General features: G+C 30.2%; 13 protein-coding genes and 1 pseudogene. 12 read left to right on the forward strand and 2 right to left on the reverse strand.

The window, feature by feature from the left end:
- Positions 1–133 precede the first annotated feature (133 nt).
- Positions 134–589, reverse strand: coding sequence for a hypothetical protein (locus tag V3V28_RS12970; RefSeq protein WP_331365438.1), 456 nt, complete (start codon positions 587–589; stop codon positions 134–136).
- A gap of 176 nt (positions 590–765) precedes the next feature.
- Here V3V28_RS12970 and V3V28_RS12975 point away from each other — a divergent pair, with 176 nt between their 5' ends.
- The 12 genes from V3V28_RS12975 to pgi all read left to right on the forward strand — a co-directional run bounded on the left by V3V28_RS12975 (position 766) and on the right by pgi (position 12169).
- On the forward strand, positions 766–1899 hold the full coding sequence (locus tag V3V28_RS12975) for an Mrp/NBP35 family ATP-binding protein (RefSeq protein ID WP_331365439.1): 1134 nt from the start codon (positions 766–768) through the stop codon (positions 1897–1899).
- Between the two features lie 9 nt (positions 1900–1908).
- A complete protein-coding gene (locus V3V28_RS12980) occupies positions 1909–2145 on the forward strand; it encodes a NifU family protein (RefSeq protein WP_331365440.1) in 237 nt (78 codons plus the stop codon).
- 235 nt (positions 2146–2380) lie between these two features.
- The gene (locus tag V3V28_RS12985) at positions 2381–3436 is read left to right on the forward strand and encodes an NAD(P)/FAD-dependent oxidoreductase (RefSeq protein WP_331365441.1); all 1056 of its coding nucleotides are present in this window, start codon (positions 2381–2383) and stop codon (positions 3434–3436) included.
- Positions 3437–3516: 80 nt separating this feature from the next.
- A complete protein-coding gene (locus tag V3V28_RS12990; RefSeq protein ID WP_331365442.1) occupies positions 3517–3852 on the forward strand; it encodes a hypothetical protein in 336 nt (111 codons plus the stop codon).
- The gene (locus V3V28_RS12995; protein ID WP_331365443.1) at positions 3853–4188 is read left to right on the forward strand and encodes a ferredoxin; all 336 of its coding nucleotides are present in this window, start codon (positions 3853–3855) and stop codon (positions 4186–4188) included.
- Positions 4189–4401: 213 nt separating this feature from the next.
- The gene (locus V3V28_RS13000; RefSeq protein ID WP_331365444.1) at positions 4402–5559 is read left to right on the forward strand and encodes a homogentisate 1,2-dioxygenase; all 1158 of its coding nucleotides are present in this window, start codon (positions 4402–4404) and stop codon (positions 5557–5559) included.
- Between the two features lie 38 nt (positions 5560–5597).
- Positions 5598–5957, forward strand: a complete 360-nt coding sequence (locus tag V3V28_RS13005; protein WP_331365445.1) for a four helix bundle protein — start codon at positions 5598–5600, stop codon at positions 5955–5957.
- A gap of 46 nt (positions 5958–6003) precedes the next feature.
- Positions 6004–7167: a 4-hydroxyphenylpyruvate dioxygenase gene (hppD, locus tag V3V28_RS13010; RefSeq protein WP_331365446.1), complete on the forward strand. Its 1164-nt coding sequence runs from the start codon at positions 6004–6006 to the stop codon at positions 7165–7167.
- Between the two features lie 173 nt (positions 7168–7340).
- Positions 7341–8261, forward strand: a complete 921-nt coding sequence (locus V3V28_RS13015; protein WP_331365447.1) for a tryptophan 2,3-dioxygenase family protein — start codon at positions 7341–7343, stop codon at positions 8259–8261.
- A 166-nt stretch (positions 8262–8427) separates the two neighbouring features.
- Positions 8428–9198 carry a DUF3108 domain-containing protein gene (locus tag V3V28_RS13020; protein WP_331365448.1) on the forward strand — a complete coding sequence of 257 codons (771 nt, stop codon included), beginning with the start codon at positions 8428–8430 and terminating at the stop codon, positions 9196–9198.
- Between the two features lie 104 nt (positions 9199–9302).
- Positions 9303–10568, forward strand: coding sequence for a peptidoglycan DD-metalloendopeptidase family protein (locus V3V28_RS13025; RefSeq protein WP_331365449.1), 1266 nt, complete (start codon positions 9303–9305; stop codon positions 10566–10568).
- Positions 10569–10573: 5 nt separating this feature from the next.
- The gene (pgi, locus tag V3V28_RS13030; RefSeq protein ID WP_331365450.1) at positions 10574–12169 is read left to right on the forward strand and encodes a glucose-6-phosphate isomerase; all 1596 of its coding nucleotides are present in this window, start codon (positions 10574–10576) and stop codon (positions 12167–12169) included.
- Here pgi and V3V28_RS13035 read toward each other — a convergent pair.
- Positions 12149–12260: pseudogene (locus V3V28_RS13035) on the reverse strand (IS982 family transposase); the annotation flags it as partial. The gene pgi and the pseudogene V3V28_RS13035 sit on opposite strands and share 21 nt — an antisense overlap.

Raw genomic sequence — 12260 nt, forward strand, 5'->3', positions numbered from 1 at the left:
CTTTAATACCTCTAAAATTTTCTCGTAATTTGCTCTAAAGCTGTTCATCTATTTAAATGTTTGAAATTCAATTAAATATACGATTCTCTTAATCAATGAACAGCTTTTTTATAATGCACAACAGGTAGTTTTATTAATTAACTTTTTTAAAGCTTCCTTTTCCGGTTTTATTATTCAAAAGAATGGTATAAAAATATTCATTTCCTTTTATTTTTATAATTTCACCATTAAGTATGCTACCAACTTTTAAAGGAGCATTCTTTTTTTTAAGACTAATAATAGTAAGTTTGTATTTAAACTTTGTTATCCAATCAATTTTAGCTTTAATATACTCCTTTTCAGGATGGTATTCATTATAAAAACCGTTTTTAATTTCTACTAAAATCTTTTTTTCTTTAAAGTCGTAGGTGTATTTACCATCTTCTAAAGTAGCAGACTCTAAAACAATGCTATTAAATGCTGCGTAAGATTTAGACGATAGATTTGTAACAGTATTTAGTGCTACAATGTCTTGAGAAAAAGTTGATTGATAATTAAAAGTAAGTAATAATAATAGTGCTGCACACGTTAGGGCGTTTGCTTTTTTCATAATATAGGGGGTTATTTTATATAGCAAATATAATTAAAAAAATTAAAACCCGTATAAAGTGTTGTTTTTAAAGTTTTAAGCTATTTTTTATAACAGTATTGATTACTATTATTTCCTTAAAAGTATTTTTAAAAGTATCTTTGTAATTTAGAATTAATCCTAATTAGAATCTCGAAATGAGTTTTAAAAAACAAGATATATACAAAGCATTAGAAACCATTACTGCACCTGGTGAAGGAAAAAGTTTGGTGGAAAATAAGAATATAACAAACGTAGTCAGTTTTGGAGACGAAGTAGAGGTTGATGTTACCATAAGTAACCCAACTTTACAAGCAAAAAAGAAAATTGAAGGCGAAATTGCAAAAGCAATTAAAACAAACGTTAGCGAACAAATTACTGTAAAAGTAAATGTAAAGGTAGAAAAACCTGCAGCTAAAGAAAACCCGAATCAAATTCGTGGAAAAGAAATACCTAATATTAAAAATATTATTGCAATTGCATCTGGTAAAGGTGGTGTTGGTAAATCTACCATTACAGCAAATACAGCAATCTCATTAGCAAAAATGGGCTTTAACGTTGGTGTATTAGATGCAGATGTTTACGGGCCATCGCAACATATTATGTTCGATGTAGAAAAAGCAAAACCACTTTCTGTAAAAGTAGATGGACGTTCAAAAATGGAACCTGTAGAAAATTACGGAGTAAAATTATTGTCTTTAGGTTTTTTTACAGATCCAGGTCAAGCAGTAATTTGGCGTGGTCCAATGGCTTCAAAAGCATTAAATCAATTAATTTTTGATGGAAATTGGGGAGAACTAGATTTTCTTTTAATCGATTTACCTCCAGGAACTGGAGATGTACACTTATCAATAGTACAAGCTTTACCAATAAACGGGGCAGTTATTGTAAGTACACCGCAAAATATTGCATTGGCAGATGCTAAAAAAGGAGTTGCCATGTTTCAACAACCAAACATCAATGTACCAGTTTTAGGAATCATTGAAAATATGGCGTATTTTACACCAGAAGAATTACCAGAAAATAAATATTATATCTTTGGAAAAGATGGAGCAAAAAATCTTGCTGAAGATATAGATACCAAGTTTTTAGGTGAAATTCCTTTAGTACAAAGTATACGTGAATCTGGGGATGTTGGTCATCCAGTAGCTTTACAAAACGGAACCATTTTAGAGAAGTCTTTTAATGATATTACTAAAGAAATGGTTTCAGAACTATTAAAAAGAAACGCAAATTTACCACCAACAGAAGTAGTTAGAATAACTACTATGAGCGGTTGTAGTACAAAATAATTTAATTTTATGACAGCACAAGAAACATTAGATAATGTAGAAAAAGCGTTAGAAGAAATTCGTCCTTTCTTAATGAGTGATGGTGGTAATATTAAACTCTTGTTTATAGAAGATAATATTGTAAACGTACAATTAGAAGGTGCTTGTACAGGATGTTCAGTAAACCAAATGACACTTAAAAATGGAGTAGAGGCTACTATAAAAAAGTACGCTCCTCAAATTCAAGAAGTAGTAAATGTTACATAGACTGATAAAAATCAGTTTTTAAACATTTATAATAATATAATTTTGGGCGTTACCTAAAGGTCGGGCTTTTCGCTATATCTTTTTTATTTTGTTCTCGATACAAATTTGTTCATTCTTCACAAATTTACTCGTACTGACAATAAAAAAGGATGCCGCTTCAATCCCTAACGCACTCATAAACATATAAAAGACCTCGCAAGATTACTATTTTGTGAGTTTTTTTAATAAAATAAAAATGATTACAACAGATATCTTAATTATTGGAGCAGGACCAACAGGTCTTTTTACTGTTTTTGAAGCAGGTTTATTAAAACTCCGTTGTCATTTAATTGATGCGTTACCGCAACAAGGTGGGCAATGTTCAGAGATTTATCCCAAAAAACCTATTTATGACATTCCTGCATATCCAGAAATTTTAGCGGGCGATTTAACTGATAAATTAATGGAGCAAATTAAACAATTTGAACCAGGTTTTACATTAGGTGAACGTGCAGAAACGATAGAAAAACAAGAAGACGAAACCTTTATTGTAACTACGAATAAAGGAACAAAACATCATGCAAAAATAGTTGCTATTGCTGGCGGATTAGGTTCTTTCGAACCAAGAAAACCACCAATTCCAAACATTGCAGATTTTGAAGATAAAGGAGTTGAATACATAATTCGTGACCCTGAATTTTACAGAGATAAAAAAGTAGTTATTTCTGGCGGTGGAGACTCTGCATTAGATTGGTCAATATTCTTAACTGATGTAGCTTCTTCAGTAACATTAATTCACAGAAGAAACGAGTTTAGAGGTGCTTTAGATTCAGTTGATAAAGTGCAAGAATTAAAAGACGCTGGTAAAATTACCATGATTACGCCCGCAGAAGTTAAAGGAATTATAGGAACAGATAAAGTTGAAGGAGTTTCTGTAGTGCAAAACGGAGGGGAAGAATTTACTATAAAAGCTGATCATTTCATTCCGCTTTTTGGATTGTCTCCAAAATTAGGTCCAATAGCAAATTGGGGATTAGAAATAGAGAAAAATGCCATTAAAGTAAATAATGCGTTAGATTATCAAACGAATATTCCAGGAATTTACGCCATTGGAGATGTAAATACCTATCCAGGAAAACTAAAATTGATTTTATGTGGTTTTCACGAAGCAACCTTAATGTGTCAAAGTGCGTATAAACGTATTTTTCCAGATAAAAAATATGTTATGAAATACACAACAGTTGGTGGTGTAGATGGTTTTGATGGAACGAGAAAAGAAGCACCAAAAGCGGTAGTTAAAAAGATTGAGTAATCGAATCCTGTCATTCCAAACGAAGAATGAAGAGGAATCTCATTAAATATTTTTTCGTATTTTAGATAAAAATTAGAATTATGAAAGCTTTAAATTTAATACATTTTAGTCCTTATGAATACGGTTTAGATTTAGAAGCTTTATTAGTATTTAGTTTAGGGTCATCTATTTTAGTTTATATTTTACTATTTTATCACAATAGAATCTCAAAAAGTAATACTTTAAAAGATGAACTAGATAACCCAATTTATCAAACAAAGGATATTTTACTACAATCAAATAGTAATGATTCAGAATTAATTATTACTAAAAGCTCTACTTCTACAATTGTGAAGATTATAGTTTTTATTCTTATTGCTTTTGTTGTTTTAATTCCTGTTGACCAACTTTTAAGTGGTGTAAACTCTTTCATTTAAATGAACAACCCAGACATCACCATAAAAATTACAGACAGAGAAGGAACACTTCACGAAATTCTAGCGCCAACAGATATGGCAATGAATTTAATGGAAGTTGTACGTTCGTATGAACTAGCTCCTGAAGGAACCATTGGTATTTGCGGCGGAATGGCAATGTGTGCATCTTGCCAATGCTACGTTAAATCAGATCACAAATTACCAGAAATGGGCGTTGATGAAGACATGATGTTAGCAGAAGCCTTTCACGTTGAAGACAATAGTAGATTAGGTTGCCAAATAGCAATAACTCCAGAACTTGAAGGGTTAGAAATAGAACTAGCTCCTGAAAGTTAAAAATCACTGAAAAACTTTCTGTATATTTGTAGAGCAACCAACTTAAAAGCTCTAAAAATGTATTTAGACTTATTATTACACTTAAAATTTTTAATAAAACGAAATCCTGAATAAGGGTTTAATGTATCAGTTTTTCAATGTAAAAATGTAGCAATCCTATGCCAACGCCAAATTGTTACATTGTATTTATTAACTCATTAATATATTAGTAAGATGCCTTTTTATCATAAATTAGGAGAAATTCCACCAAAGAGACACACACAATTCCGTAAAAAAGACGGAAGTTTATATTACGAACAATTATTTGGTACCGTTGGTTTTGACGGAATGTCTACCAATTCGTATCACGAACAAAGACCTACGCAGGTAAAAGAAATCCGCAAAAAATATTCCGTAAAACCGAAAATTGCCAAAGCGAACAATATTCAATCTTATAGATTAAGAGGGTTTCAAGTAGCGCCAGAAGATGACTATTTAGAGAGTAGAAAAATTGTGTTGACAAATTCAGATTGTCACATTGCATTAGCTGCACCAAGAAAATCTACCACAGACTATTTTTATAAGAATACAGATTCCGATGAAATGATTTTCATCCATAAAGGAGCTGGAAAGTTAAGAACAATCTATGGGAATTTAGACTTCAAATACGGAGATTATCTTATTATTCCAAGAGGAATTATTTATAAAATAGATTTCGATACAGAAGACAATAGACTATTTATAGTAGAATCTCATTCGCCAATTTACACGCCAAAACAATATAGAAACTGGTTCGGACAACTATTAGAACATTCACCTTATTGTGAGCGCGATATTCGCAGACCATACGAGTTAGAAACGAATAACGAGAACGGAGATTTCATAATCAAAGTAAAAAAGAAAGATGAAATTTTCGATATGGTTTATGCCTCACATCCTTTTGATGTAGTAGGTTATGATGGGTTTAATTATCCGTATGCATTATCAATTCACGATTTCGAACCAATTACAGGGCGTATTCATTTACCACCACCAATTCATCAAACATTCGAAACAGCAGCATTTGTAATTTGTTCGTTTGTGCCTCGTTTATATGATTATCATCCATTGTCAATTCCGGCCCCATACAACCATAGTAATATAGATGCAGATGAGGTTTTGTATTATGTAGATGGTGATTTTATGAGCAGAAATGATGTAGAAGCAGGTCATATTTCTTTACATCCAGCAGGAATTGCACATGGTCCACATCCAGGAGCTGCAGAAAGAAGTATTGGTAAAACAAAAACAGAAGAATTAGCTGTAATGGTAGATACTTTTAAACCTTTAGAAGTTACAGAAGAAGCAATGAAAATTGCTGACGAAGATTATTTTAAATCTTGGTTGGAGTAGTTTAGAGAAAAGAGAGAAAATAGGATAGAATAAATAGGTTGGAGAAGAGAAAAAGACATAAAAATAAGAATTTAAAGATTTGGGAAATTGGAATTGAAATTGTAGATGATGTTTATACTATTATTCAAGGTTTTCCAAAAGATGAAAGATTTGGATTAATCCCTCAAATTAGTAGATGTTCAGTTTCTATTCCTAGTAACATTGCAGAAGGTTCGTCTAGAACAGATAAATCCTTTTCTCATTTTATTGATATTGCTTTAGGTTCTTCTTTCGAACTTGAAACTCAATTAATAATAGCATTTAAAAGAAATTATATCACAAAAGAACAATTAACAAAGATTGAATTAAAGATTCAAGAATTTCAAAAAATGACAATGAGCTTTCAAAATAAGCTCTAAAAGTCTCTTTTCTTGCATCTCTTTTCTTTCTACTATATAAACAAACATGAGTAAAAAAGAAATAAAATCAGTAAACTACGGTTTAGAAAAAATATTTGAAGGAGCACAAGATTTCCTTCCACTTTTAGGAACAGATTACGTAGAATTTTACGTTGGTAACGCAAAACAAGCAGCACACTTTTATAAAACAGCATTTGGGTTTCAATCGCATGCGTACCGTGGATTAGAAACTGGCGCAAAAGATTCTGTGAGCTATGTATTAACACAAGATAAAATTAAGTTGATGCTAACAACTCCACTAAATAGCAAGTCACCAATAAACGATCATATTGTAAAACATGGCGATGGTGTAAAAATTATTGCACTTTGGGTAGAAGATGCTAGAAAAGCATATGAAGAAACTACTTCACGTGGAGCAAAATCGTACATGGAACCAACTGTAGAAACAGATGAGCATGGTGAAGTTGTAAGAGCAGGAATCTATACTTATGGAGAAACGGTGCATATGTTTGTAGAGCGTAAAAACTACAAAGGTGCATTTTTACCTGGTTTTGAAAAATGGGAATCAGATTACAATCCACCAAGTGCAGGTTTAAAGTTTATAGACCACATGGTTGGTAATGTAGGTTGGAATCAAATGGATGTTTGGGTGAAATGGTACGAAGATGTTATGGGGTTTGAAAATTTCTTATCTTTTGATGACAAACAAATCCATACAGAATACTCAGCATTAATGAGTAAAGTAATGTCTAACGGAAATGGTAGAATTAAGTTTCCAATAAACGAGCCTGCAAAAGCTGCAAAACGCTCTCAAATTGAAGAATATTTAGATTTTTATGAAGGTTCAGGAGTGCAACATATTGCAGTTGCAACCGATGATATTATAAAAACAGTTTCTCAATTAAAAGCAAATGGAGTAGAGTTTTTATCTACACCACCAGAAGAATATTATAGATCAGTTCCTGGAAGATTAGAAGAATTTAGTCATGAATTAAGAGAAGATATCGAAAAACTAAAAGGTTTAGGTATTATGATTGATGCTGATGAAGAAGGGTATCTATTACAAATTTTCACAAAACCAATTGAAGACAGACCAACTTTATTTTTTGAAGTTATTCAAAGAATGGGAGCTCGTGGATTTGGAGCAGGAAACTTTAAAGCCTTGTTTGAATCTATAGAAAGAGAACAAGAAAAAAGAGGAACTTTATAAAATTAACACAAAAATTAAGAGTCAATAAACAAGATGAAAGCCTTCAATTTTGACTCTTTTAATTTTTTTCCACAAAAAAATGAATAGAAGTTTTAAGAATATAAAATCGCCTTTTTCATAGAATTTATTTTTTATCAGTCAAAAAAGTAAATTTTAATCAATAAAAATATAAAATGAGTAAAGACGAAATTTTAAAAGCAATAGAAGAAAAATACGAAAAGTTAGGTGTTCCATTAAATACAATGTTAGAAGGTTTATTACATAGTACACCAACAACATATTGGGATTATATACAAACAGATGCTTTATTAGGATTACAAATTCCTAGAACAACAGAAAAAGATGAAATGGTTTTTATCATGTATCATCAAGTAAATGAATTGTTGTTTAAAATGATTTTATGGGAAATTGATCAAATTTCGCTTTCTAAAAAAGAAATTACTGCAGAAAAATTTTCTAAACACTTAATGAGAATAAGTAGGTATTTTGATATGCTTTGTAGTTCTTTTGATGTTATGGGAGACGGAATGGATGTTGAACAATATCTTAAATTTAGAAATACATTGGCGCCAGCAAGTGGGTTTCAAAGTGCTCAATATCGAAAAATTGAATTTGCATCTACAGAGTTAATAAATTTAATTGATGTTCGCTTTAGAGATACAATTGATAGAAATTCATCATTCAAAAATGCGTTTGAACATTTGTATTGGCAAGCCGCTGGGAAAAACCATCAAACGGGAGATAAATCAATCTTAATTCAACTTTTTGAAAAAAAATACATGGGAGATTTTATAGATTTCATGGAAGATTATAACGATTGTAATTTATCTAAAAAGTTTAAACAATTACCTGAAGAAATTCAGCAAAACGAAGAGTTAATTAAAGCAATGCGTCATTATGATTATACTGTAAACGTAAAATGGGTATTAGCACATTATAACGCGGCAGGAAAGTATTTAGGCGGAGGTGATAAAGATTTAGAAGCTACAGGTGGTAGTAATTGGCGTAAATATATGCACCCAAAATATCAAAGAAGAATATTTTTTCCTTACTTGTGGAGTGAAGATGAATTAAAGAACTGGGGTACTTTTTAAAAAAAAGTTATTATAATTACTATATTTAATTTTCATAAATGTTGTCAATTTTGTAAAAAAAGTAAATCATAAAGTTCTATTAAAAAATCGTTTACAAAATAATTGTAAACGATTTTTTTTGTTTTGGAACGGTAATTGTCATTACTTTTTTATAAGTTTGAGAATTATGAAGAATCAGATACTATTATTTTTAATTTTAACCACAGTCTTTTCTATTTCTAGTCAAGAAAAAAAGAAAGCATTTAAAAGCGGAGAATCACTTCGTTATAAAATGAGTTATAGCGGTTTTTTAAGAGCAGGAACTGCTGTTTTAGAAATAACTGAAAAAGATTTTAACGGTAAAAAAGTCTTTTATACTAAAGGATCTGGTTGGACTTCTGGTATGATAAAATGGTTTTTTAAAGTTGATGATGTTTATGAATCTTATTTTGAAAAAGAGACTGTAAAACCTTATCAATTTAGAAGAAAAATTGATGAAGGAGGTTATAAAAAACATAGAATAACTACATTTAACTACAATTCTAACCAAGCGTATGTTCAAGATTTTATAAAACAAAAAGATACTTCTGTAGCAATATTAAACGTGCAAGATATGATGTCTTCATTCTATTATTTAAGAAACCAAGATGTTAAAGAATTCAAAAAAGGAGATGAAATAGCTATTGATATGTTTATGGATTCTCAAATATATCCTTTTAAACTCCGTTTTTTAGGTAGAGAGGTTTTAAAAACAAAATTTGGTAAAGTGAATTCTTTAATTTTTAGACCTTTAGTTCAGTCTGGTAGAGTCTTTAAAGCACAAGAAAGTGTTACTATTTGGATCACCGATGATGCCAATAAAATACCAATTAAGATGAAAGCAGATTTATCTGTTGGTTCTTTAAGAGCAGATTTAGAAAGTTATAAAGGTTTGGCAAACGATTTTGCTAAAAAATAATTATTAAAACTTTAACGAAACCGTTATAGGAACTTCCTCTAATAGAGTTAGAATAAATCAATTTTATTTGTATTTTTGAAGACCATACTCAATAGTACAATTCCTTGAAAAATATAATCCACCTTTTAATTTTTGCCCTCGCTTTTTCTTCTTGTAAAAATGAAGAAAAAATCCCTGTAATTGTTAAAGAAATTATTCCTGTGCCAGAATTTAGGTATGGATATAACATAGACGATTTTGTTCTAATACAAGATACTATTAAAAGTGGAGAAAGCTTTGGAGAAATATTGGATAGGCATCATGTTAATTTTCCTAAAATAAATAAAATTGCTGGAGAGATTAAAGAAACTTTTGATGTAAGAAGAGTTAGAGCGGGAAAGCCATATACTATTCTAGCGAGTAAAGATTCTATACAAAAAGCGCAAGTTTTTATTTATAAAAATAATAAAATTAGAGCAACAGTAGTAGATTTTTCAGATTCAATAATTAAAGCACATACATATTTACAACCAATTAAAACAGTTCAGAAAATTATTGAAGGTAAAATTTATTCAAGCTTGTCTAATTCTATGGATAGTTTGCATTTGTCGCCAAATTTAACAAATACTATTGCAGACATTTATGCTTGGACTTTAGACTTTTATAAACTTCAAAAAGGAGACTCTTTCAAAATTATTTTTGAAGAAAAATATATTAAAAACAATCTTTTTGCTGGTTATGGTGAAGTGAAAGCTGCTGTTTTTAACCATAGAGGAGAAGATTTTTATGCATATAGGTATTTAGCAGATTCTATAAAAGGAATTACAGAATATTATGATACTGATGGAAACATGTTAAGAAGTCAGTTTTTAAAATCACCAATAAAGTTTCAATATAGAATTTCTTCAAGATACAATCTAAAAAGAAGAATTGCACATTATGGGTATAGAGTTAAAGCGCATAGAGGAACCGATTTTGCTGCGTCTAATGGTACCCCAATTATGTCTACGGCAAATGGAACCGTTGTAGAATCTAGAAGAAGAGGTGGTAATGGTAATTACGTAGCTGTAAAACATAATAGTACTTTTACAACGAAGTATTTTCATATGAGCAGAAGAAAATCTAAAGTTGGCGATTTTGTAAAACAAGGAGATGTTATTGGTTATGTAGGTTCTACTGGAAGTAGTTCTGGAAATCATGTATGTTATCGTTTTTGGAAAAATGGGAAAGAAGTAGATCCATTTAAAGAAAAGTTACCAGCGGCAAAACCTTTAAATAAAACCTTAAAACCTCATTATTTAGAGTTTGTAAAACCTTTAAAATATCAACTAGATCATAATCAACTTTCCGTACCAGAGCAACCGGTAATAGAAAATGTTGTTCAAAATTAAAAAAAATGGCATTAAAAAATATCAATCCAACAACAACAAATGCTTGGCAAAAATTAACAGATCACTTTAATGAAAATAGAGATATTAACATTAAAGATTTGTATAAAAAAGCATCAAGACAAAAAGACTTTTCTTTAGAATTTGGCGATTTATTAGTAGATATTTCAAAAAATAGAATTACTGAAGAAACAATTTCCTTGTTAGTTGAATTGGCAAAAGAAGTTGATTTAAAAGATGCTGTCGAAAAACAATTTGCTGGTGAAGTAATTAATGTTACTGAAGGTAGAGAAGTTTTACATACCGCTTTAAGAAGCAATTCTGAAGAACCGGTTTTGGTTGAGGGTAAAAATATTAAGCCACAAATACAATCTGCTTTAAGAAAAATTAGAAGTTTTAGTAATAAAGTTATTTCTGGAAAATGGAAAGGTTATACAGGGAAATCTATTACAGATATTGTTAATATTGGTATTGGTGGTTCAGATTTAGGACCAGATATGATTGTAGAATCTTTGCAATACTATAAAAATCAATTAACAACACATTTTGTATCTAATGTAGATGGAGATCATGTTTCTGAAATAATGAAGAAACTAAATCCAGAAACAACGCTGTTTGTAATTGTATCAAAAACATTTACAACACAGGAAACCATTACAAATTCTGAAACACTTAAGAATTGGTTTTTAAAATCGGCAACTATTTTTGATATACCAAAACATTTTGTGGCAGTATCAACAAATTTAGTAGCAGTAGATAATTTTGGTATTGACAAAGCAAATGTTTTTCCTATGTGGAATTGGGTTGGTGGTCGTTTTTCTCTTTGGTCTGCAGTTGGTTTGTCAATCAGTTTATCTGTAGGGTTCGATAATTATAGAGCTTTATTAGACGGTGCTGAAGAAATGGATTTACATTATAGGAGTACCGATTTCAATGAAAATATTCCTGTAATTTTAGCTTTATTAAGTATTTGGTATAATAATTTTTATGAAGCAGAAACAGAAGCCGTATTGCCTTATTCTCAATATTTAAAGAAGTTGCCAGACTATTTACAACAAGCTATTATGGAAAGTAATGGAAAAGGTGTAGATAGAAATGGAGATAAAATAGACTACCAAACAGGAACCATTGTTTGGGGAAGTACAGGTACAAATATGCAGCATGCATTTATGCAATTGGTGCACCAAGGAACAAAATTGATTCCTGCAGATTTTATTGGTTATAAAGAATCTTTATATGGTTTAACAGATCATCATAAAAAACTAATGGCAAATTATTATGGACAGATGGATGCATTAGCTTTTGGTAAAAGTGAAGAAGAAGTTCATTTAGAATTAAAATTTTCTGGTGATGAAGATAAAATTGCTTCACTATTACCTTTTAAAGTTTTTGAAGGAAATAGACCAAGTAATGCAATCCTTTTTGATAAACTAACACCACGTTCTTTAGGTAAATTAGTCGCTTTATATGAACATAAAATTTTTACGCAAGGTATTTTATGGAATATTTATAGCTATGACCAATTTGGTGTAGAATTAGGGAAAGAATTGGCTAAAAAATTATTAAATATACCCGTTTTGCATTTAAATAATACTAATTTTTAAGTTGTTAATATTTCTATCAAAAGTAAACTTATTAATGAATTGAATAATTGTTAATGAGGTTAATTTTGAGAGTATTCTAGTCTTAAAACCT

Origin of the sequence: Polaribacter sp. (assembly GCF_036480315.1) — a bacterium.
GTDB lineage: Bacteria > Bacteroidota > Bacteroidia > Flavobacteriales > Flavobacteriaceae > Polaribacter.

Coding starts and splice junctions, on each gene's coding strand:
- V3V28_RS12985 (WP_331365441.1), top strand. CDS start 2,381: ATGATTACAACAGATATCTTAATTATTGGAGCAGGACCAACAGGTCTT.
- V3V28_RS12970 (WP_331365438.1), bottom strand. CDS start 589: ATGAAAAAAGCAAACGCCCTAACGTGTGCAGCACTATTATTATTACTT.
- hppD (WP_331365446.1), top strand. CDS start 6,004: ATGAGTAAAAAAGAAATAAAATCAGTAAACTACGGTTTAGAAAAAATA.
- V3V28_RS12975 (WP_331365439.1), top strand. CDS start 766: ATGAGTTTTAAAAAACAAGATATATACAAAGCATTAGAAACCATTACT.
- V3V28_RS13015 (WP_331365447.1), top strand. CDS start 7,341: ATGAGTAAAGACGAAATTTTAAAAGCAATAGAAGAAAAATACGAAAAG.
- V3V28_RS13000 (WP_331365444.1), top strand. CDS start 4,402: ATGCCTTTTTATCATAAATTAGGAGAAATTCCACCAAAGAGACACACA.
- V3V28_RS12990 (WP_331365442.1), top strand. CDS start 3,517: ATGAAAGCTTTAAATTTAATACATTTTAGTCCTTATGAATACGGTTTA.
- V3V28_RS12995 (WP_331365443.1), top strand. CDS start 3,853: ATGAACAACCCAGACATCACCATAAAAATTACAGACAGAGAAGGAACA.
- pgi (WP_331365450.1), top strand. CDS start 10,574: ATGGCATTAAAAAATATCAATCCAACAACAACAAATGCTTGGCAAAAA.
- V3V28_RS13020 (WP_331365448.1), top strand. CDS start 8,428: ATGAAGAATCAGATACTATTATTTTTAATTTTAACCACAGTCTTTTCT.
- V3V28_RS12980 (WP_331365440.1), top strand. CDS start 1,909: ATGACAGCACAAGAAACATTAGATAATGTAGAAAAAGCGTTAGAAGAA.